A 20,563-nucleotide genomic window follows, 5' to 3' on the forward strand; every position below is an offset into this window, starting at 1 on the left:
GCCTACATCCGCTCGGGCGCCGTCACGCCCAGGAGCGTGAGACCGTTGGCGAGCACCGTACGGGTCGCCTCGACCAGCCAGAGGCGGGCCCGGTGCGTGTCGTTGAGCTCCTCGTCGCCCTTGGGCAGGAACATGCAGTTCTCGTACAGGCGGTGGTACTTGCTCGCGAGCTTCTCCAGGTACACCGCGACCCGGTGCGGCTCGCGCAGCTCGCCGGCCGTGGCCAGCACGCGCGGGAACTCGGCGAGGTGGCCGAGCACGTCGGACTCCCACTCGGTGGCGAGCAGCTCGGGTTTGAACTGCTCGGCCGTGCCCTTGTCCACGCCCAGCTCGGCGGCCTTGCGGGCCACGCCGCACATCCGGGTGTGGGCGTACTGGACGTAGAAGACCGGGTTCTCGTTGGTCTGGCTCGTCAGGAGGTTGATGTCGAGCGTGATCGTCGAGTCGGTGGAGGAGCGCGCCAGCGTGTAGCGGGCCGCGTCCACGCCGATCCACTCGACGACGTCGTCGATCGTGATGATGTTGCCGGCCCGCTTGGACATGCGGACCTCTTCGCCGTCGCGAAGCATCTTCACGAACTGGCCGATCTTCACCTCGATGTTGTGGTTCATGTCGTCGCCCGCGCAGGCCGAGATGGCCTTGAGGCGGTTGACGTACCCGTGGTGGTCGGCGCCCAGCATGTAGAGCGCGACGTCGGTGCCGCGGTCGCGCTTGGACAGGTAGTAGGCGGCGTCGGCGGCGAAGTAGGTGGTGTCGCCGTCGGCCTTGATCAGGACGCGGTCCTTGTCGTCGCCGAAGTCGGTGGTGCGCAGGAAGACCGCGCCGTCCTGGTCGAAGACGTGGCCCTGCTCGCGCAGCCGGGTGATGGCCTCCTCGACGGCGCCGGAGTCGTGCAGCGACTTCTCCGAGAACCAGACGTCGAAGTGGGTGCCGAACTCGTCCATCGAGCGCTTGATCTCGGCGACCATGAGCTCGAGGCCCTCGGTGCGGAAGACCTGCAGTTGCTCGGCCTCGGGCAGGTCGAGCAGGCCCGGGACGGCTTCGGTGATCGCCTTGGCGATGTCGACGATGTACTCGCCGACGTACCCGCCCTCGGGCACCTCGCGGCCGTTCGCGGCGGCCTGCAGCGAGGCGGCGAACTTGGTGATCTGCACGCCGGCGTCGTTGAGGTAGTACTCGGTGGTGACGTCGGCACCGGAGGCCCGCAGGACGCGCGCGAGCGAGTCGCCGACGGCCGCCCAGCGGACGCCGCCGATGTGGATCGGGCCGGTCGGGTTGGCGGAGACGAACTCCAGGTTGATCTTCAGGCCCTTGAGGGCCTCGTTGCGCCCGTAGGCCTCGCCGGCCTCGACGACGGTGCGGGCGAGCGCACCGGCGGTGGCGGTGTCCAGGGTGATGTTCAGGAAGCCCGGACCGGCGATGTCGACCTTGGCGACGCCGGTGATCCCTCGCAGGCGGTCGGCCAGCGCCTCGGCGACGGCTCGCGGCGGCTTGCCGGCCGCCTTGGCGAGCTGGAGGGCCACGTTGGTCGCGTAGTCGCCGTGGTCCCTGTTCTTGGGCCGCTCGACCGTCACGTGCTCGGGCACGGCGACGGCCAGCTCGCCCGCCTCGACGGCGGCGCTCACTGCGGCCTGGACTGCCTGGGAAAGCTCTGCGGGGGTCACGACGCCAAGCGTAGGCGAGACGGGGTGCCCGCCCGCCACTCGGTTTGCCGGTTGAGACGCCCGTGCGGCGCCCCGGCGGCGGTGTCAGCCTCGATCGGTGCGCTCTGTTCGCTCAGGGCGAAACCCACCGGGCCGCCCGCCCAGGGTCATCAGCCGGCGCACCAGCGCCACCAGGTCCGCCGGGTCGAAGGGCTTGCCGAGGTAGCCGTCCACCCCGACCGTCTCCCCCAGGTCCAGGTCGGCCGGGGTGCAGGCGCTCACGATCGCGATCGGCAGCGCGCTGGTGCCGGGCGCCGCGCGCAGCCGGGCCGCCGTCCGCAGGCCGTCCAGACGCGGCATCACCACGTCCAGCGTCACCACGTCCGGCCGCACCCGGCGGACCACCTCCAGGCACTCGGCGCCGTCGGCGGCGGTCACCACCTCGAAGCCCTCGAGTTCCAGGTTGACCCTGATCAGCTGGCGGATCACCTCGCTGTCGTCCACCACGAGGACCCGCCCGGACTCTCCCGACACCTCACCGAGGGTATCGGCGAGGCCGCCGCCCCGTCCGGCCTTTCCCGACTTCCGCCCGGCGGGCCCGGTGCGAAACCCGTGCACGGACCACGGCCGGAGCCTGGTAGTGTTCTCCACGTCGGAGCGCAGGCCCCGACGGCAAGAGCAGGCCCCCGTAGCTCAGGGGATAGAGCACCGCCCTCCGGAGGCGGGTGCGTAGGTTCGAATCCTACCGGGGGCACTTGCAACCGAGGCCCAGGTCAGTGGAGTTGATCCACGGATCTGGGCCTCTGTCGTTTTTCCGGAACGCCCTGCGGAGACGCCGCCCGGCCGCGGGGTGGGCGGTCGGGCGGCGGGCTTCAGGAGGCGGAGGCGGCGGCCTCGGCCTGGGAGTAGAGCGTCGCGATCGTGTGGTCGAAGTAGGCGCTGTAGGACACGTCGTCGGTGTCCCCGCCCTGCTGGTAGCCGCCGATCGCGCCCACCACGTCCCCGGTCGCGGTGTTGATCCACGGGCCGCCGCTGGTGCCGGCCGGGTAGCTCGGGCAGTCGATGACGCGCTGGTAGGTGCTCTGCTTGTCGGTGGCGTTGGTGCACACGCTCGGGGACTCGGAGTCGGCCGGGTAGCCGTAGAGGCGGACGGTCGCGCCGAACGACTCGTCGGTGCCCAGGCGGTTGGCGCCGACCACGTCCTCGACCTTGCGGCCGTTGCTGGGGGCCGTCTCCAGGATCGCGAAGTCCTCGTCCACGTCGCCCTTCTGGGACCAGCCGGCGGTGGTGTGGATCGCGGTCACCTGCCACGTGCCGTACGGGGCCGTGCCGTTGCGGTAGCCCGGCACGAACACCACGCCGTCGGTGCTGGTGAGGCAGTGCGCGGCGGTCAGCAGGAGGTTGCCGGTGGCGCTGTGCACCACGCTGGCGGTGCAGAAGTGGTTGCCGGCCGCGACGGAACCGCTGAACAGCGCGCCGACGGTGGACGATTCGGAGGTCGCCGGGGCGGCCACGGTGGTGCCGAGGCTCACCGTGCGGGTGCCGGGGGCCTTGGTGGCGGTGGCCGTCGGAGTCGGGGTCGGCGTGGGCGTCGGGGTGTCGGCGGTCGGCGTCGGGGTGCTCGACGGCGTGGGCTCGGCGAGCGGTGACGTCGACGCGGGGGCCGCGGGGGCGGGGGTCGTGGGAGCCGCGGTGGCCGAGGGCGACGCGGGTGCCGTCACCGTCGGGGAGGTGCGGGCGGGGCTGCTCGCGGCCGTCGCCTCGGACGGGCTCAGCGAGTGCATGCCGGTCACCACGGCGGCCACCGTCAGCGCCGAGAGCGCGGTGAACAGGGTCGGGGCCAGGAACCTGCGTCGCGGGGTCGTGCGGCGGCTGTGCTGGCCCATGCGAGTCTCTCCTGCCAGGGAGGCGGCGTTGTCCGGTCACCGACTATGACGCCTCCGGCTGGAAAAGTTGTTACCCGAGACTTGAAGCTCCATGAGAAAAGCCGTCACCCGGCGGCGGTCGGCTCCAGTTCCTCCGCACCGACGAAGGCCGTGTGCGTCCCCGCGGCGGTGCACGCGTGCGCGCCCGCCACGGCGCCGGCCCGGGCGCAGTCCAGCGGCGGGCGGCCCCGGAACCACGCGTACAGGAAGCCGGACACGAAGGCGTCCCCCGCGCCGTTGGTGTCGACCACCGGGCGGCCCGGGTCGACGGCCGGGAGGTGGCGCGGCGCCGGGTCGTCCCTGGTGAGCAGGAAGCAGCCGTCGGCGCCGGCGGTGGCGACCACGACGGACGCCCGGCCACCGTCGAGGATCGCCCGCATCACCTCCTCGTGGCGGCCCCGGCACCCGGCCACGGAGAGGAAGACGAGGTCGGACCCGACGGCGTAGTCGCGGTGGTGCGGGTTGCGGCCGTCCCAGTCGTGCAGGTCGGTGGACGTGGTGCGGCCGAGTCGGCGCAGGTCGCCGTACATGTCGCGGTTGACGCCGGTGATGGACAGGTGGACGTGCCGGCTGCGCTCGGCGTACGGGAGGTAGAAGGCGCGCGGCAGCCGCAGGTCGGCGGGGTGGCGGCCGTCGAAGAAGGAGAACCGGCGGCCGTCGGCGTCCACCAGGTTGACCCCGCGCGGGGTGCCGTGCGGGCTCACCAGGTGCGCGAAGTGCAGGCCGTGGCGCGCGAACGACTCCAGGAGCAGCTCGCCCTGGGGGTCGTCGCCGAGGAAGTCGATGAAGGCGGTGCGCAGGCCGAGGTGGTGGGCGCCGAGGGCGACGCCGGTGCCGGTGTGGCCGGCGTGGTCGCGCACCGGGCCGACGTACTGCGAGTCCCCCGGAGGGATCGCCAGCTGGTCGACGCGGACGACGGTGTCCACACCGGCGCCGCCGACGACGAGCAGGTCGAACTCGGCCGGCCCGGACACGGCCGGATCAGCTTCGGGCAGCACGGCGGCGCCTCCTCGATCCCTGGACGGTGGCCAGGAGTCAAGCAGGCGCCGGAGGCCGACTGCAAGACCTTGCGGAAACTTTCAGGTGGTGCGCTGGCGCTCCGTCGGGGCGGTCGCACCCGCCTCGGCCCTGGGCTGCCCGTCCACGACGGCGGCCTCGGCGGCCTCGGCGCCGCCCGGGACGCCCGTGGCCTCACCGGGAGCCGGCCGGTGGTCGATCATCAGGAACGCGATCACCGCCGCCAGCAGCAGCACGCCCATCGCCACCCAGGTCGCGATGACGTAGCCGTGCACCGCGCCCTGCGCCTGGACCAGCGGCGTCCGCACGAGCCGGGTGGACAGGTACGTCGCCGTGGCACTGGCCGCGACCGTGTTCAGCAGCGCCGTGCCGAACGAACCTCCCACCTGCTGGGCCGAGTTGATGGTGGCCGAGGCGGCGCCGGCCTCGTTCGGGGCGACCCCGAGGGTGGCCAGGCTCATCGACGGCATGAACACCAGGCCCATGCCGAAGCCGAGCAGCAGCACCGCCGGGAGCACCATGGCGGCCCACGGGCTGTCCACCTTCATCTGGGTCAGCCAGGCCATGCCGGCCGCCGCGAGCAGCAGCCCCGGGCCGATCAGCAGCCGGGACGGCACCCGGGTCATCAGCCGGGCAGCGACGCCCGTCGAGCTCAGCACGATCGCGGCCGTCATCGGCAGGAAGGAGACGCCCGTGACCACCGGCGAGAAGTGCTTGATGACCTGCAGGTAGTAGGTGAGGAAGAGGAACAGGCCGAACATGCCGACCATTGCCAGCCCCACCGAGAGCGCGCCGCCGCCGCGGTTGCGGTCCGCGACGATGTGCATCGGCAGCAGCGCGTGCGCGGTGCGCCGCTCGACCATGACGAACGCCGCGAGCAGCGCCACGCCGAGGACCAGCGAGCCGATCACCAGTCCGTCGCTCCAGCCGCGGGTGACGGCCTCGGAGGTGCCGAAGACGATCGCGAGCAGACCGGTGCAGCCGAGAGCCGCGCCCGGCAGGTCCAGCTTGACCCGCCGCCCCTTGGCGATGTGGTCGCGGTCCAGGACGTAGAAGGCGGCGAAGGCGGTGGCGACGGCGATCGGGGTGTTGACGAACAGGCACCAGCGCCAGTTCAGGTACTCGGTCAGCAGGCCGCCGGCGATGAAGCCGATCGCGGCGCCGCTGCCGGCGATCGCGCCGAAGATCCCGAAGGCCGTACTGCGTTCCTTCGGGTTGGTGAACGTGGTCGAGAGCAGCCCCAGTGCGGACGGGGCGAGCAGGGCACCGAACGCGCCCTGCAGGGCACGGGCGCCGAAGAGCATGGCCGGACCGGTCGAGGCTCCGCCGAGGGCGGAGGCGAGCGCGAAGCCCAGCAGACCGATGGTGAAGACGCGCTTGCGGCCGAAGAGGTCGCCCAGCCGTCCGCCGAGCAGCAGCAGGCCGCCGAAGGCGAGCGTGTAGGCGGTGATCACCCACTGCCGGTCGGCGTCCGAGATCCCGAGGTCCCGCTGGGCGGACGGCAGCGCGATGTTCACGATGGTGATGTCGAGGACGATCATGAGCTGGGCGATGGCGATGACCGCCAATGCCCACCAGCGGCGGCTGTCCGCGGCGTCATGACCGGTGGCGGTTTGCGCAGACACTGGTCGAGCCTTCCGGAGTGCTTACGGAGAGGTCACGCAGTCGCCTTCCAGCCAAACGCTCATGCGGACGAATGGCAAGGAAAAACCTCACCAAATCGACCTTTTCCGGACGAAAGGACCAGGCCGTACGACCGGGGCCCTGCGACCGTCGGCCTACGTCCGGGCCCCGGCGGACCGGGGCCCGGACGGCCCGGCCGCTACAGCGCCGACAACTCCTCGACCAGGTCGTCCAGGCCGAGCGAGCCCTGCGACAGCGCGGCCATGTGCCAGGCCTTGAGGTCGAACTCCTCGCCGCGCGCCTCGCGCGCCGCCTTCGCCGCCGCCCGTCCGCGCAACCAGGCGCGCTCGCCCAGCTTGTAGCCGATCGCCTGACCCGGCATGCCCAGGTAGCGGACCAGCTCGCTGTCCAGGAAGTCCGCGGACAGGCCGCAGTAGCGGCCGAAGAACTCGCGGGCGGCCTCCGGGGTCACCGGCTCGCCCGGCCGGTACGGGGACTCGGCGGGGAAGTCGAAGCCGGCGTGCATGCCGATGTCGACGATGACCCGCAGCGCCCGCATCATCTGCGCGTTGAGGTAGCCCAGGCGGTGGCCCGGGTCGGTCAGGTAGCCGAGCTCGTCCATCAGGCGCTCGGCGTACAGCGCCCAGCCCTCCATGTTGGCGCTCACGCCGCCGAGGCTGACCTGGTAGGTGGAGAGCCGGTCGGCGACGTAGTTCCACTGCGCGAGCTGCAGGTGGTGGCCGGGTACGCCCTCGTGGTACCAGGTCGACACCAGGTCCCACACCGGGAAGCGCTCGCGGCCGAGCAGCGGCAGCCAGGTCCGTCCGGGGCGGGTGAAGTCCAGCGAAGGGGCGGTGTAGTACGGCGCGGCGGCGCTGCCGGGCGGGGCGATCATCGACTCGACCCGGGTGACCGGCTCGGCCAGGTCGAAGTGGGTGCCCTGGAGGTCGCTGATCGCCTGGTCCATCAGGCCCTGGAGGTACTCACGGGTGGCCTCGGCCCCGGTGATGCCCTCGCCGTCCGTCTCCAGCCACTTCATCGCCTCCATCGGGCCGGCGCCCGGGCGGACCTTCTCGGCCTCGCTCTCCATCTGGGCGAGCAGGTGGTGGAACTCGCCCCAGGCCCAGGCGTAGGCCTCGTCGAGGTCCAGGTCGGAGCCGGTCCAGAAGCGGACCCATCGGCCGTAGCGCTCGCGGCCCGCGGTGTCCGGGGTGCCGGCGGCGGCCGGGCCGTAGACGTCGCGCAGCCAGTCGCGCAGTTCGGCCAGCGCGCCCGCGGCGGCGACGGCGTGCGCCGACAGCTCCTCGCGCAGGGCCTCCGGCGCTTGCGCCACGAACTGTCCGAACCACCCGCCGGGCACGTCGCCGGCCAGCCACTCGCCGAACTGCCCGACCACGGTGGCGACCTGACGGGGGCCGGAGAGCAGACCGCGCTCGATGCCGCCCTCCAGCGTCTCCCGGTACTGCGCCAGCGCCACCGGCACCCGGGCCAGTCGGCGGCCGACGACCGCCCACTGCTCCTCGGTCTCGGTGGCCATCAGGGTGAAGACGTCACGGGTGTTGTGCACCGGCGAGCCCAGGTTGCGGACCGCGCGGTAGCCCTCCCCCGCGTCGTGGACGGCGAGTTCGGCGGTCAGCCGCTCGCGCAGCAGCCGGGCGCAGCGGCGCTCGGCCTCGTCCTCCGCGGCGCCGGCCCGCTCGGCCTCGGCCAGCCGGTCCAGGGTGCGGCGGGCGAGGTCGGCGACCGCCTCCGCGCCGGCCGGGGACAGGTCGGGGAGCCGGTCGTCCTCGGGGTTCAGCCCCAGGTAGACCGCAGTCAGCGGGTCGAGCTCGGCGAGGTCGCGGACGTAGCCGTCGGCGATGCGGCGCGGGGTGGGGCCGTCGGAGGTGATCAGTTCTTCAACCATTCGGACATCATTTCGCGGCACGGGCCGAATGCAACCCCCTTGCCCCCCGGTACGGGTGGCCCACGGGAGGGCGGCGACCGGCCGCGCGCCGCGACAACCGTTCGGAAGACACCCGCAGACGACCGTTCGAGAACATCGGCGCGCGACAGGATCCGATCGTCCGGACGCCCATTACGCTGACGGCCATGAGCGCCATGGATGCCCGCCCCGCCACCGCATCCGGCCCGGCCGACCCCGAGCCGCGGCCGCGCCGCACCGGCTACCGGCGGCTGCCGGTCCAGCAGCGGCGCGAGCAGCTCATCGCGGTGGCCCTGGAACTGTTCGCCTCCCGGGCGCCCGAGGAGGTCGGCCTGGACGACGTCGCCGAGGCCGCCGGGGCCTCCCGGCCGCTCGTCTACCGCTACTTCGCGGGCGGCAAGCAGCAGCTCTACGAGGCCGCGCTGCGCACCGCCGCCGACGAGCTGACCAGCCGCTTCGCCGTCCCGCTCACCGGCACGCCGTCCGAGCAGCTGTCGGCCGTCCTGGACGGCTACTTCGCGTTCGTCGCCGAGCACGACGCCGGCTACTCGGCGCTGCTGCGCGGCGGTTCGGTGGTGGAGACGGCCCGCACCTCGGCGATCGTCGACGACGTCCGGCGGGCGGCGCTGCGGCGCACGCTGCGGCACCTGGGCGTCCGGGAGGCGGGCCCGCGGCTCACGCTGCTGGTGCGGTCGTGGATCGCGGTGGTCGAGGGGGCCTCGCTCAGCTGGCTGGACGAGGGGCGCGCGCTGCCGGTGGCCGAGCTGCGCGACTGGCTGGTCGACCAGTTCACGGCGATGGCGGCGGCGACGGCGCTGCACGATCCGCAGACGGCGCAGGTGCTGGCCGCGCTGCTCGCGCTGGAGGGGCCGGACGCGCCGCGGGCCGAGCGGCTGCGGGCGGTGCTGGCGGCCGGGCGGTAGGGGGCGCGGGCCGCGGTGGAGCGGTGGAGCCGGGGTGGCCTCCCGACCCCCGTGCCTGGGGTCGGGCGGCGGGTGCTCAGGCCTTGCCGAGCACCTGGCGCTGGCGGCCGAGGCCGTCGATCTCGATCTCGACGACATCGCCCGGGGCCAGGAACGCCGCGCCCGGGTGGCCCAGGGTGACGCCCGCCGGGGTGCCGGTGACGATCACGTCGCCGGGCTCCAGAGTCATGAACTGGCTGACGTAGCAGATGAGTTCGAGCACCGGGAAGATCATGTGCGCGGTGCTGCCGTCCTGCCGGAGCTCGCCGTTGACCCAGAGCCGCAGCGGCAGCCGCTGGGGGTCGGCCACCTCGTCGGCGGTGACCAGCCACGGGCCGAGCGGGGTGAACGTCTCCGCCGACTTGCCCTTGGCCCACTGGCCGCCGCGCTCCAGCTGGAACGCGCGCTCGGTGACGTCGTTGGCGATCGTGTAGCCCGCGATCACCTGCGCCGCCTCGGCGTGACCGGCCAGGTGGCTCGCCCGGCGCCCGATCACGATGGCCAGCTCGGCCTCGTAGTCGGTCTTGTCGCCGCCGCGCGGCACCAGCACCTCGTCGTAGGGGCCGACCACGGTCGAGCTCGGCTTGAGGAAGATCACCGGCTCCTCCGGGATCGCGGCCCCGGCCTCGGCCGCGTGGTCGCGGTAGTTGAGCCCGATCCCGACCACCTTGCCCGGCCGCGCCACCGGGGCGCCGACGCGCTGCCCGGCGAGGTCGACCTCGGGCAGCAGGCCCGCCGCCACGTCCCGGGCGAGCGCGGCCGCGTCCAGTGCGGCCAGGAAGGACCCGTCGATGTCCCGGGCCCGGCCGGAGAGGTCGTAACCGGTGCCGTCCTGCCCCAGCACGACCGGGCGCTCGGCGCCCGGGGGTCCGACACGGAGGAGCTTCATCGATCCGTCACCACCATTTCGTCGCAGGTCACCGGGCCGGCCGCACACCGGTCCCGAGTCTGGCAACGAGGTATATCAACGGCTCCGCGGGCGATCCAGACGGTCCCCGTGGGCGAATTCCTATCAATTCCCACAACCGGGGGAACGCCCGAATCGGCGTCCCGCACGGTTGACACCCTTCGCCCCGCTGGTGCCTCAGCCGCTCCGCGGGCCGCCGGTGAGCAGGTCGTCGAGGATCACGGCCCGCGGCTCGCCCGGGCCTTCGGTGGCGAGCTCGCGCTCCCAGTGGTCGAGGTCGCGCAGCACGTCGGCCCGGGCCTCCGGGGCGGCGGCGAGGGCCGGGACGAGCTCGCGCAGCAGCGCGACGGCGGCGGCCCTGCTGCCGTCGCGGGCGAGGAAGACCGCCAGGTCGTGGCAGGTGCGCAGGGTGCGGAGGTCGGCCGGGCCGCAGATCCGGGCGAGGTCGCGGATGATCCCGGGCAGCACGGCCACGGCCTCCCCGGGCACGCCGCCCGCGCCGAGTCGCCAGGCCTGGTCGGCGTCCCGGCGAAGCCGATCGGGGTGGGGATCGCCGTGCCCGAGCACGCCGGGGCGCACGTCGCGCAGCCGGCGGTGCACCTCGGCGGCGTCGGCGGGCCGGTCGGCGGGGTCCTTGGCGAGGAGCTGGGCGATGAGGTCGGCGAGCGCCGGGTCGGCGGTGCGGACCCTCGCCGGGACCTCCTCCAGGTGCTTGTACATGTACTCGGCGGCCGAGGACGCCTGGAACGGCCGCCGGCCGGTGCACAGCTGGTACAGCATGACGCCGAGCGCGTAGAGGTCGGCCCGGCTGTCCGCACCGGCGCCCGACCAGACCTCGGGGGCCAGGTAGGGCACGGTGCCGACGATGTTGCCGGTGGAGGTGAGCACGGCGCTCTGGGTGAGCAGGCGGGCGATGCCGAAGTCGAGCACCTTGGCCTTGCCGGTGTCCTTCGCGATCATGACGTTCTCGGGCTTGATGTCCCGGTGGACGATGCCCTCGCGGTGCGCGGCGTCCAGCGCCCGGCACACGTGGCGCGCCCAGCGCAGGGCGTCGGGCTGCTCCGGCGGGCCGTCCTTCTTGAGGACGTCGGCGAGCGAGCGGCCACGGACGTACTCCATGACGAGGTAGTGCGTCTCCCCGGATCCGGCGCCGGAACCGGAACCGGTCGGCACCCGGCCGAAGTCGTGCACCGTCACGATGTGCGGGCTGGCGAGGCCGCCCGCTGTCCGGGCCTCGCGGATGAACCGGCTCACGGCCTCCCGGTCGGCGGCGTGCTCCTCCAGCAGCACCTTCACCGCGACCTTGCGGCCCATCCGCTCGTCGGTGGCCAGCCAGACCGAGCCGAAGCCACCCCGGCCGAGCTCCGCCACCAACCGGTAGCGGCCGTCGAGTAGGTCCCCCGCCTGCATGCCTTCCCCCCAAGTCCGCTTCCTCCGCCCGGCGTTCGCCGCCGGGCGGACCACCATAGCGGCGGGGGAAGGCGAACGGGTGAACGGATCAGGACGCGGTCTTCGGCAGGCCGGGCGGGTTGATCTCGGAGCTCTGCACGGCCTCGTTGGTGAGGCCCCAGCGCTTGAGCACCTGCGCGTAGGTGCCGTTCCTGATGGTCTCCTCGATCGCCGCGTTGAGCGCCTTGACCAGCCCGTTGTCCTTCTTGGTGGTCGCCGCGATCTTGCCGAGGACGTCGGCGCCGCCGCCCGAGTAGGTGCCGACGACCTCGGTCTCGCCGCTCTGCTTGGCGTGGAAGGACAGGCTGGGGTTGGGGCCGACGTAGGCGTCGATCCGGCCGGAGGAGAGCGCGAGGTAGAACTCGACGCCCTGGAAGTACTTGATGTCGATGGGCTTGAGGCCGTTGCGCACGTCCTCCTCGCTCCAGGCGATCAGCAGCTTCTCCTGGTTGGTGCCGGAGGAGACGCCGACCGTCCGGCCCGCGAGGTCCTTGGCGCCCGTCACCTTCAGGCCGCTGCCCTTCTTGGCCTCGAAGCCGAGGATGTCGAGCCGGTAGGTGGCGAAGTCGTACTTCTCCTTGCGGGCCTCGGTGACGGTGATGTTGGACAGGCCGACGTCGTACTTGCCGGCGTCCAGGCCGACGAAGATGTTCTCCCAGGACACCGGGTTGAACTCGACCTTGAGGCCGAGCACGTTGCCTATGAGCGAGGCGATGTCCGGCTCGACGCCGATGACGGTCCTGTCGTCGTTGGCGTAGAACTCCAGTGGCGGGGTGGTGCCGAGGTTGTCGGCGACGGTCAGCGTGCCGCGTCTGCGGATCTCCTCCGGGACGAGCGCCGCGACGGCGTCCACCTTGGGCGTGGTGACGCGCTTCTGGTCGGCCGTCAGGTTGACCGTCGTGCCGTCCGGCGCGGTGCTGCCCTTGGCCGGGGCGAGCTCCGCCTCGGCACCCGCGGGGCCACCGCACGCGGCCAGGCCGAGGAGGGAGACGGTGGCGACGGCGGCGACGAGGGCGCGGCGAGGCAGGGACATGGCGGAACTCCTGTACGGGTGATGGGTTTCGGGAGAGGTTCGGGTTCAGAGGACCTTGGCGAGGAACGCCTTGGTGCGCTCCTGCCGGGGGCGGTCCAGGACCACGGCCGGCGGGCCCTGCTCGACCACCACGCCGCCGTCCATGAAGACGACGGTGTCGGCGACCTCGCGGGCGAAGCCGATCTCGTGGGTGACGACGATCATCGTGGTGCCGCTGCGGGCGAGGTCCTTGATCACGTCGAGCACCTCGCCGACCAGCTCCGGGTCCAGCGCCGAGGTCGGCTCGTCGAACAGCAGCACCTTGGGCTCCAGGGCCAGCGCCCGGGCGATCGCCACCCGCTGCTGCTGCCCGCCGGAGAGCTGCCGCGGGTAGGCGTCCGCCTTGTCGGCCAGCCCGACCCGCTCCAGCAGCCGCAGCGCTGCCGCCCTGGCCTCGGCCTTCGGCCTGCGCAGGGCGCTGACCGGCGCCTCGACCAGGTTCTCCAGCACGGTGAGGTGCGGGAACAGGTTGAAGCCCTGGAACACGAAGCCGATGTGGGTGCGCTGGCGCAGCACCTCGCGCTCCCTGAGTTCGTGCAGCCGGTCGCCGGAGCGCCGGTAGCCGATCAGCTCGCCGTCGATGGCGACGAAGCCGCGGTCCAGCTTCTCCAGGTGGTTGATCGAGCGCAGCAGCGTGGACTTGCCGGAACCGGAGGGGCCCAGGACGACGGTCACCGATCCGGCCGGGACGTCCAGGTCCACGCCGCGCAGGACCGCGAGCGGGCCGAAGCTCTTGTGCAGGCCGCGGACCTGCACCATGGGGGCCGCCTCGGCGGTGCCGGTCGGCTCGGTCTCGGTCAGGGTGGTCACGACTGTCCTTCCGGGCTGCGGGCCGCGCCGGGGCCCCGGAGGAACGTCCGGGCGCGCTGGAGCGGGGTGGGCGGCGGGGTGCGCTCGGCGCCGCGGGCGAAGTGGCGCTCGACGTAGTACTGGCCGATCGACAGGACGGTGGTCAGCAGGACGTACCAGACGGTGGCGACCATCAGCAGCGGCACCACCCGGCCGGTCCGCCCGTAGACCACCTGGGCCTGGTAGAAGAGCTCGCCGATGGCCATCACGTAGACCACCGAGGTGCCCTTGAGCAGCGAGATCACCTCGTTGGCGGCGGACGGCAGGATGCCGCGCATGGCCTGCGGCAGGACGATCCGCCAGGCCTGGCGCCGGCGCGGGATGCCGAGCGCGGCGGCGGCCTCGCGCTGGCCGGCGTCGACGGCGATGATGCCGCCGCGGATGATCTCGGCGGCGAACGCGGCCTGGTGCAGCCCGAGGCCGAGCACGGCGGCCCCGAGCGCGCTGAGCACGTTCATCGTCTCGAAGCCGCCGAAGGTCGGGCCGAACGGGATGCCGAAGCCGAACCGCTTGTAGAGGTAGGAGAGGTTGAACCAGAACACCAGCTGGACGATCAGCGGGATCGAGCGGAACGCCCACACGTACGCCCACGCGATGGACCGCAGGATCCGGCTGTGCGACAGCCGCATCGCGGCCACGACGGCGCCCAGCAGGAAGCCCAGGACGGTGCCGTAGGCGGTGAGTTCGAGGGTGCGGCCGACCGCGCGGACGATCACGTCGGCGGTGAAGTAGAGCCGGAAGGTGCCCCAGTCCCAGCCCGGGTTGGTGGCCAGGCCGTGGACGAACTGGGCGAGGACGACGACCGCGGCGAGCCCGGCGACGAGCCGCCAGGGGTGCCGGGCCGGGACGGTCCGCAGCCCGGCCAGTTCGTCGAGGTCGTCGTGCCCGGGCCCGCGCGCGGCGCCGGCGGGTCTGCGGACGGTGGTGGTGTCGGTGACGGTCATGCGGGGACTCCTCCAACGGGCCCGGGGGTCAAGGGTGTTCGGGCGGGCTGATCAGGGACGTCGGGATCGCGGAGTCGGTGACACCCCACTTGCGCAGGATCCGCTCGTACGTCCCGTCCTTGATCAGCTGGTTGACGGCCGCCTGGAACGCCGGGGTCAGCCGGGAGCCCTTCTTGAACGCGAAGCCGACGTCCAGCCGGTGGAACTCGCCGAGGAAGCGCGTCCCCGAGGCCTCCTGCGCGGCCTGGTAGCGCAGGCCGTTGATGGTGGACATCACGATGTCGATCCGGCCCTGCTGGAGTCCGGTGAGCACGGCGCCGCTGTCGCTGAACGCCTTGACCTCGTACGGCTTCTTCCCGGCATCGGCGCACACGTTCCTCTTCGCGTTCAGCGTGGTCTCGAAGGTGGTGCCGGCGCCGGTGCCGATGGTCAGCCCGCACAGCTGGACGAGGTCGGTGACGGGCTTGGCGGCCGTGTCGTCCTTGCGCACCGCGAAGCCCTGGCCGTCGTCGATGTAGGTGACGAAGTCGATGGTCTTCAGCCGGGCCGTGGTGACGCCGAAGTTGCCGGTGCCGACGTCGTACTTGCCGCTGTCGAGGGCGGGCAGGATCGTCTCGAAGGCGGCCTCCTCGCGCTGCACGGTGAGGCCGAGCACCTTCGCGGCGGCGTCGGTGATGTCGATGTCGATCCCGGCCGGCTTCTTCGTGGCCTGGTCGGCGTAGAAGGCGCTCGGCGGGTAGCCGAAGGACGTGCCGAACTTCACCGTGCCGGCGGCGCGGACCTCCTCGGGCAGCAGGGCGGCCGCCGCGTCCGACCTGGCGATCCCGGAGACGACGTCCTGGCCCGCCGCGGCGGCCAGTCGGCTCGCACCGGGCGTACCCGGGATCTTCGGGTCCGCGCCGCACGCGGCCACCGCCAGGACCGGCAGCAGGGCGGTCGTGACCGCGAGCAGGCGGCGGACGGGAGTGGTTCTCACGAAAGGCCTTTCATGGGTCGGTCTTCGGGGGGACTACCGGAAGAGGTGCTTCTCGAACGGGAGCGGGCCGATCGCCACGGGATCGGCGGTGACGTCGAACAGCGGCGTGTAACCGGCCGCCAGGTAGAGGCCCCTGGCCTCGGGCTGGAGCGGGCCGGTGGTGAGGAAGATCCGGCGGTACCCGGCGGTGAGCGCGGCACGTTCCAGCTCGGCCAGCACCCGGCGGGCCAGGCCGCGGCGGCGGTGCGCCGAGGCCGTCCACATCCGCTTGAGCTCGGCGGTGCGCTCGTCGTAGCGCTTGTACGCGCCGCCGGCCACCGGCACGCCGTCCTCCAGCAGGAGGAGCAGCAGGCCGTGCGGCTCGGCGAACGCGTCCGCCGGGTAGCGGGTCATCTCCGCCTGGCCCGGGGGGCCGTAGCGGCTGGTGTACTCGTGCGTCAGCTCGCGCAGCAGGGGCTCGACCAGGGGGTCGTCGATCGTGACGCGCCGGATCTCCACCGCGCGGGCCGCCACCGCATGGGCGGGCTCACTCATGCGCCCACCTCGCCGCGCCCGGCAGCCGCTTCGCGAGACACGCACCTCTTCACGGCTCGCTCGCTCCGCTCGCTCACGCCTGCACCGCGATCAGCTGCTGCCGGTCGCGCTCGGCCTGCTTCGCCCGCGCCGCCGCCTTCGCGGCGTCCCGCTTGGCGACCTCCTCGCGGACCAGCGGGATGACGTACCGGCCGAAGTCGATCGCGTCGTCCAGCAGGTCGTAGCCGCGGGCGGAGAGGATGTCCACGCCGAGGTCGTAGTAGTCGAGCAGCGCCTGGGCGACCGTCTCCGGAGTGCCGACCAGGGCGTTGGAGTTGCCGGCCCCGCCGGTGGCCGCCGCCGTCGGGGTCCACAGCGCGCGGTCGTAGCGCTCGCCGGCCTCGGCGATCTCGATGAGACGCTGCGAGCCGGTGTTCTCGGGGCCGTCGGCGCCGAGCGGCCGGCCGCGGCGCACCGGCTCCCCGCCGGCCCGGCGGGCCCTGATCGCGTCCACCGTCCGGTGCGCCTTCTCCCAGGCCAGCTCCTCGGTCGGCGCGACGATCGGCCGGAACGCCACCTGGATCCGCGGCACGTCGGTGCGACCGGCGGCGCGTGCCGCCTGCTTCACCCGCTCGATCTGCTCGGCGGTGCGGGCCAGCGGCTCGCCCCACAGGCAGTAGACGTCCGCCTCGGCGCCGCCGGCCGCGTAGGCGGCGTCCGAGGAGCCGCCGAAGGAGACGCCGGGGCGCGGCTGCTGGACGGGGAAGACGTCCGAGACGAAGTCGTTGAAGCGGTAGTGCTCGCCCTCGTGGTCGAAGGGCTCGCGGCTCGTCCAGGCCTTCTTGACGATGCCGATGTACTCGCGGGTGCGGTCGTAGCGGCGGTCCTTGGTGAGGAAGTCGCCCTCGCGCTGCTGCTCGTGGTCGTTGCCGCCGGTGATGAAGTGGACGGTGAGCCGGCCGCCGCTGATCTGGTCGAGCGTCGCGAAGGTCTTGGCGGCGAAGGTCGGATAGGAGACGTTCGGCCGGTGGGCGAGCAGGATCTGCAACCGGTCGAGCTTCGACGCGAGGAACGCGGCGGCCGCGGCCGGCTCGGGCGAACCGGCCCCGTACGCGAACAGGACGCGGTCCCAGCCGTGGTCCTCGTGGGCGCGGGCCAGCCGCAGGGTGTAGTCGCGGTCGAAGGCGGCGGTGGTGCGGGCGGTGGTCTCCGAACCGTCGCCGGTGGCGGCGATGCCGAGGAACTCGACGGGCATGGCGGAACCTTTCGAATGGGCGGATCCGGGCGTGCCGGAGGCGGCCGCGGCGGGGCGGCCGTGTGCACGGGTACGTGACGGTGGTGCCGGGGCGAGGGAACTGCCGGAGCGCAGTGGGTGAGGCCGGGGAGGCGGCAGCGCACGGCTGTCGGGAAGGCCGTCAGGACAGCCCTCGGGAAGGGAGGACGGCGGTCCGCTGCCGGGTCAGGCCGGACACGCCGCCGACCACACCCGACCGAAGTCGATGTGGTCGCGGGTGACCAGGAGCTGCTCGGCGTACATGGCCTCAAGTTGACCAGCGGCCCGAGCGGTACGTCAACCGCCCATCATTGCAGCGCTGTTGCAATCTCTCGACGTCCTCCCGCGGCCCCCGGTCACCCTTGACAGCCCGCGCACGCCGCGGCCTACGATCACGGCGGAGCGCAGTGCGCAGAGCCGGCCGTGTTGAGGGACGCGGGCCGGCGTGACGGCCGTACGTGACGACACCCGTACCTCCCGCCTCCCGCCAGGAGCCTCCGCCATGGCCACTCCGCCGGACGTCCTCCCCTCCCCCGCACCGACCGCCCGCCCCGCACCACCCCCGGACCCCGGCGCCGCCGAGGCCCGGATCGTCGCCCGCCGGAGCCCCGGCCAGTGGATCGCCGCCGCGGTCGCCCTTCTGCTGTTCGTGATGGCGGTCGCCTCGGTCGTCCGCAACGACGCCTTCCAGTGGGGTGTCGTCGCCGAGTGGTTCACCGCGCGGTCCGTCCTCGACGGCCTCGGTCTGACCCTCTGGCTCACCGCCGTCACGCTCGGCCTCGGCTTCGCGCTCGGCACCCTGCTCGCCACCATGCGGCTGTCGGCCAACCCGGTGCTGCGCACGCTGAGTTGGGGCTACATCTGGCTCTTCCGCTCCACCCCGCCGCTGGTCCAGCTGCTGTTCTTCTTCAACATCGGCGCGCTCTACCCGACCCTCGGCCTCGGCATCCCGTTCGGCCCCGAGTTCGTCACCGTGAAGACGGTCAACCTGATCGGGCCCACCCTGACCGCCGTCATCGGCCTCACCCTGCTGGAGACCGCGTACGCGGCCGAGGTGATCCGCGGCGGCATCCTGTCCGTCGACCGCGGGCAGCTGGAGGCCGCCGCCGCGCTCGGCCTCGGCCGGTGGCGGGTGCTGCGCCGGATCGTCGTGCCACAGGCGATGCGGGCGATCGTGCCGACCGCGGGGAACATGCTGATCGGCGCGCTCAAGGGCACCAGCATCGTCAGCGTGCTGGCCGTGTCCGACCTGCTGTACTCGGTCCAGCTGGTCTACCTGCAGTCGTACCAGGTCATCCCGATGCTGATGGTCGCCACCATCTGGTACCTGGTGATCACCACCGTCCTGTCCATCGGCCAGTACTACGTCGAACGGCACTACGCCAGGGGCGCCACCCGGGACGGGCTGGCGCCCACCCCGCTCCAGCGCGCCCGGGCGGCCCTCCGGCGGGTGGTCGAGGCATGAGCGTTCTCGTCATCGTCGGGGCGGGCCCGCGCGGCACCGGGCTGCTGGAGCGCATCGCCGCCAACGCGCCCGAACTCCTGCCCGCCGACCGTCCGTTGCACGTCCACCTGGTCGACCCGCACCCGCCGGGCGCGGGCCGGATCTGGCGGCACGACCAGTCCCCGCTGCTGCGGATGAACTCGATGGCCGAGGACGTCACGATGTTCACCGACGAGCACTCCACCATCGAGGGCCCGGTCCGCCCCGGTCCCTCGCTCGCCGAATGGGCCCGCCGCCAGCACGAGTTCGCCCCCTACCGGGAGGTCGCGGACCCGGCCGTCCGGGCCGAGCTGCGCACCCTCGCCCCCACCGACTTCCCCACCCGCCGGGCCCAGAGCGCCTACCTGGACTGGGTGTTCCGCCGCGCCGTGGCCGACCTGCCGCCGCACGTCACGGTGACCGTCCACCGGGACACCGTCCGGCGGATCGACGGCCCCGCCGACGGCCCGCAGACCGTCCACCTCGGCGACCGCACGCTCACCGCCGACCACGTCGCCCTCACCCTCGGCCACCTCGACTCCACCCCGCACCCCCGTCACGACGCCGACGCCGACTTCGCCGCCCGGCACGGCCGCTTCCACCTCCCGCCCGCCTACACCGCCGACACCGACCTCTCCCGCCCGGCCCCCGGCGAGCCGACCGTGCTGCGCGGCTTCGGCCTGGCGGCGGTCGACCTCGTCGCGCTGCTCACCGAGGGCCGCGGCGGCCGCTTCGAACCCACCGCCGACGGGCTGCGCTACCGCCCGTCCGGCCGGGAGCCGGTGCTCCACCTCGGCTCCCGGCGCGGCGTCCCGTACCACTCCAAGACCGGTTACCGCCTCCAGGGGCCGCCCGCCCCGCTCCCCCGCTACTTCGGCGCGACCGCCGTGGACGCCGTCCTCGCCACCGGCGGCCCGCTCGAACTGCGCCGCGACGTCTGGCCGTTGATGGCCAAGGAGGTCGGCTTCGGGTACTACCACGAGCTGTTCCACGCACACCCCGAACGCACCGCCCTGCCCTGGGCCCGGTTCCTCGCCCGCTACGACCGGTACGGCTGGTACACCCCCGAACTCACCGCCCTCGTCGCCGAAGCCGTCCCCGACCCGGCCGACCGACTCGACTTCGAACGGCTCGACCGCCCGCTGGCCGGCCTCGAACTCGGCTCCGCGGACGAACTCCAGGCCCACCTGCGCGCGTACGTCACCGCCGACGCCGACCGCCGCGCCGACCCCGCCCACAGCGCCGACCTCGGCGCGTTCCTCGCCCTGCTCTCGCTGTTCGGCCAGCTCCCCCGGGTGATCGGCTCCGGACTGCTGACCGCCCGGTCGATCGCGGAGGAGGTCGACGGGTGGTTCTTCGGCTACTTCAACCACCTCGCCTCCGGCCCGCCCGGCTTCCGGCTGCGCCAGCTGCTCGCGCTCTCCGACGCCGGCGTGGTCCGGTTCCTCGGCGCGGGCATCCGGGTCGAACGGAACGAGGGCGACGGCACCTGGCGGGCCTCCGGCAGCACCGTGCCCGGCCACACCGTCACCGCGACGGCGCTCATCGAGGCCTACCTCCCCAAGCACACCGTCGGCCGCACCGCGGACCCGGTCCTGCACGACCTGCACCGCGAGGGTCGGGTGGTGGAGGAGGTGATCGCCGACGACGAGTACGCCCACCACTCCGGCCTGGTCACGATCTCCCCGCACGACAGCCGCCTCCTCGACCCCACCCTGAACGGCGCCCCGCACCCGCGTCGCACCGCCCTCGGCCCCCACACCAGCCTCCGCGCCGCCTCGGCCTTCGCCCGCCCCCGCACCAACTCCCTGGGCTTCCGCCAGAACGACTCCACCGCGCGCACCCTCCTCCACGCGATGGCCACCCACCCCACCCCGGCCATGGCCGTCTGAAGCCCCCACCCGCCCGGCCCCCTCCCAGCCACCTCAACCACCCCCTCCCCCGCACCCTCCCCCCGGCCCCCTCAACCACCCCCTCCCCCTCAACCACCCCCTCCCCCGCAC

General features: G+C 73.1%; 17 protein-coding genes and 1 tRNA gene. 4 read left to right on the forward strand and 14 right to left on the reverse strand.

Translation table 11 applies throughout. The features are described 5' to 3' along the window. Positions 1–2: 2 nt before the first annotated feature. Complete coding sequence (gene argS, locus AB0C76_RS30305; protein WP_359971688.1) at positions 3–1,664, reverse strand: arginine--tRNA ligase; 1,662 nt, start codon at positions 1,662–1,664, stop codon at positions 3–5. A gap of 84 nt (positions 1,665–1,748) precedes the next feature. Further along, positions 1,749–2,177, reverse strand: a complete 429-nt coding sequence (locus AB0C76_RS30310; RefSeq protein ID WP_359971689.1) for a response regulator — start codon at positions 2,175–2,177, stop codon at positions 1,749–1,751. 148 nt (positions 2,178–2,325) lie between these two features. Here AB0C76_RS30310 and AB0C76_RS30315 point away from each other — a divergent pair. Continuing rightward, a tRNA-Arg gene (locus AB0C76_RS30315) sits at positions 2,326–2,397 on the forward strand. 118 nt (positions 2,398–2,515) lie between these two features. Here the strand turns inward: AB0C76_RS30315 and AB0C76_RS30320 are convergent. From AB0C76_RS30320 to AB0C76_RS30335, 4 genes are all read right to left on the reverse strand, one after another. After that, the gene (locus AB0C76_RS30320) at positions 2,516–3,529 is read right to left on the reverse strand and encodes a serine protease (RefSeq protein ID WP_359971691.1); all 1,014 of its coding nucleotides are present in this window, start codon (positions 3,527–3,529) and stop codon (positions 2,516–2,518) included. 104 nt (positions 3,530–3,633) lie between these two features. Then, the gene (locus AB0C76_RS30325; protein WP_359971693.1) at positions 3,634–4,566 is read right to left on the reverse strand and encodes a carbohydrate kinase family protein; all 933 of its coding nucleotides are present in this window, start codon (positions 4,564–4,566) and stop codon (positions 3,634–3,636) included. An 81-nt stretch (positions 4,567–4,647) separates the two neighbouring features. Next, positions 4,648–6,126 (reverse strand): MFS transporter, encoded by a 1,479-nt coding sequence (locus AB0C76_RS30330; protein ID WP_359971720.1) that lies wholly within the window; start codon positions 6,124–6,126, stop codon positions 4,648–4,650. 281 nt (positions 6,127–6,407) lie between these two features. Then, the gene (locus AB0C76_RS30335; protein ID WP_359971695.1) at positions 6,408–8,114 is read right to left on the reverse strand and encodes a DUF885 domain-containing protein; all 1,707 of its coding nucleotides are present in this window, start codon (positions 8,112–8,114) and stop codon (positions 6,408–6,410) included. Between the two features lie 194 nt (positions 8,115–8,308). Between AB0C76_RS30335 and AB0C76_RS30340 the strand changes: the two genes are divergently transcribed. Further along, positions 8,309–9,055 (forward strand): helix-turn-helix domain-containing protein, encoded by a 747-nt coding sequence (locus AB0C76_RS30340; protein ID WP_359971722.1) that lies wholly within the window; start codon positions 8,309–8,311, stop codon positions 9,053–9,055. A gap of 76 nt (positions 9,056–9,131) precedes the next feature. On the opposite strand, the gene AB0C76_RS30345 is transcribed toward AB0C76_RS30340, so the two are convergent. The 8 genes from AB0C76_RS30345 to AB0C76_RS30380 all read right to left on the reverse strand — a co-directional run bounded on the left by AB0C76_RS30345 (position 9,132) and on the right by AB0C76_RS30380 (position 17,059). Beyond that, complete coding sequence (locus tag AB0C76_RS30345) at positions 9,132–9,983, reverse strand: fumarylacetoacetate hydrolase family protein (protein ID WP_359971697.1); 852 nt, start codon at positions 9,981–9,983, stop codon at positions 9,132–9,134. 195 nt (positions 9,984–10,178) lie between these two features. After that, a complete protein-coding gene (locus tag AB0C76_RS30350; protein WP_359971699.1) occupies positions 10,179–11,411 on the reverse strand; it encodes a serine/threonine-protein kinase in 1,233 nt (410 codons plus the stop codon). A gap of 88 nt (positions 11,412–11,499) precedes the next feature. Further along, on the reverse strand, positions 11,500–12,483 hold the full coding sequence (locus AB0C76_RS30355) for an ABC transporter substrate-binding protein (RefSeq protein ID WP_359971701.1): 984 nt from the start codon (positions 12,481–12,483) through the stop codon (positions 11,500–11,502). 45 nt (positions 12,484–12,528) lie between these two features. After that, entirely contained in the window at positions 12,529–13,281 is a 753-nt protein-coding gene (locus tag AB0C76_RS30360) for an amino acid ABC transporter ATP-binding protein (RefSeq protein WP_359971724.1), read from the reverse strand. Positions 13,282–13,328: 47 nt separating this feature from the next. Further along, positions 13,329–14,315: an amino acid ABC transporter permease gene (locus AB0C76_RS30365; protein ID WP_359971702.1), complete on the reverse strand. Its 987-nt coding sequence runs from the start codon at positions 14,313–14,315 to the stop codon at positions 13,329–13,331. Positions 14,316–14,343: 28 nt separating this feature from the next. Next, positions 14,344–15,291 carry an ABC transporter substrate-binding protein gene (locus AB0C76_RS30370; RefSeq protein ID WP_359971704.1) on the reverse strand — a complete coding sequence of 316 codons (948 nt, stop codon included), beginning with the start codon at positions 15,289–15,291 and terminating at the stop codon, positions 14,344–14,346. Between the two features lie 33 nt (positions 15,292–15,324). Continuing rightward, entirely contained in the window at positions 15,325–15,825 is a 501-nt protein-coding gene (locus AB0C76_RS30375) for a GNAT family N-acetyltransferase (RefSeq protein ID WP_359971706.1), read from the reverse strand. Positions 15,826–15,898: 73 nt separating this feature from the next. Further along, a complete protein-coding gene (locus tag AB0C76_RS30380) occupies positions 15,899–17,059 on the reverse strand; it encodes an LLM class flavin-dependent oxidoreductase (RefSeq protein ID WP_359971708.1) in 1,161 nt (386 codons plus the stop codon). Positions 17,060–17,579: 520 nt separating this feature from the next. Here AB0C76_RS30380 and AB0C76_RS30385 point away from each other — a divergent pair. Then, the gene (locus AB0C76_RS30385; RefSeq protein WP_359971710.1) at positions 17,580–18,542 is read left to right on the forward strand and encodes an amino acid ABC transporter permease; all 963 of its coding nucleotides are present in this window, start codon (positions 17,580–17,582) and stop codon (positions 18,540–18,542) included. Continuing rightward, positions 18,539–20,452: an FAD/NAD(P)-binding protein gene (locus AB0C76_RS30390; RefSeq protein ID WP_359971712.1), complete on the forward strand. Its 1,914-nt coding sequence runs from the start codon at positions 18,539–18,541 to the stop codon at positions 20,450–20,452. The genes AB0C76_RS30385 and AB0C76_RS30390 overlap by 4 nt, the downstream gene beginning before the upstream one ends. Positions 20,453–20,563 lie beyond the last annotated feature (111 nt).

Source organism: Kitasatospora sp. NPDC048722 (assembly GCF_040650235.1).
Taxonomy (GTDB): domain Bacteria; phylum Actinomycetota; class Actinomycetes; order Streptomycetales; family Streptomycetaceae; genus Kitasatospora.

What these genes read in the sequence shown, in the direction of transcription:
- AB0C76_RS30320 (WP_359971691.1), bottom strand. Translation starts at nt 3,529, where the DNA reads ATGGGCCAGCACAGCCGCCGCACGACCCCGCGACGCAGGTTCCTGGCC.
- AB0C76_RS30330 (WP_359971720.1), bottom strand. Translation starts at nt 6,126, where the DNA reads ATGATCGTCCTCGACATCACCATCGTGAACATCGCGCTGCCGTCCGCC.
- AB0C76_RS30335 (WP_359971695.1), bottom strand. Translation starts at nt 8,114, where the DNA reads ATGGTTGAAGAACTGATCACCTCCGACGGCCCCACCCCGCGCCGCATC.
- AB0C76_RS30340 (WP_359971722.1), top strand. Translation starts at nt 8,309, where the DNA reads ATGGATGCCCGCCCCGCCACCGCATCCGGCCCGGCCGACCCCGAGCCG.
- AB0C76_RS30345 (WP_359971697.1), bottom strand. Translation starts at nt 9,983, where the DNA reads ATGAAGCTCCTCCGTGTCGGACCCCCGGGCGCCGAGCGCCCGGTCGTG.
- AB0C76_RS30350 (WP_359971699.1), bottom strand. Translation starts at nt 11,411, where the DNA reads ATGCAGGCGGGGGACCTACTCGACGGCCGCTACCGGTTGGTGGCGGAG.
- AB0C76_RS30355 (WP_359971701.1), bottom strand. Translation starts at nt 12,483, where the DNA reads ATGTCCCTGCCTCGCCGCGCCCTCGTCGCCGCCGTCGCCACCGTCTCC.
- AB0C76_RS30360 (WP_359971724.1), bottom strand. Translation starts at nt 13,281, where the DNA reads ATGGTGCAGGTCCGCGGCCTGCACAAGAGCTTCGGCCCGCTCGCGGTC.
- AB0C76_RS30365 (WP_359971702.1), bottom strand. Translation starts at nt 14,315, where the DNA reads ATGACCGTCACCGACACCACCACCGTCCGCAGACCCGCCGGCGCCGCG.
- AB0C76_RS30375 (WP_359971706.1), bottom strand. Translation starts at nt 15,825, where the DNA reads ATGAGTGAGCCCGCCCATGCGGTGGCGGCCCGCGCGGTGGAGATCCGG.
- AB0C76_RS30380 (WP_359971708.1), bottom strand. Translation starts at nt 17,059, where the DNA reads ATGCCCGTCGAGTTCCTCGGCATCGCCGCCACCGGCGACGGTTCGGAG.
- AB0C76_RS30385 (WP_359971710.1), top strand. Translation starts at nt 17,580, where the DNA reads ATGGCCACTCCGCCGGACGTCCTCCCCTCCCCCGCACCGACCGCCCGC.
- AB0C76_RS30390 (WP_359971712.1), top strand. Translation starts at nt 18,539, where the DNA reads ATGAGCGTTCTCGTCATCGTCGGGGCGGGCCCGCGCGGCACCGGGCTG.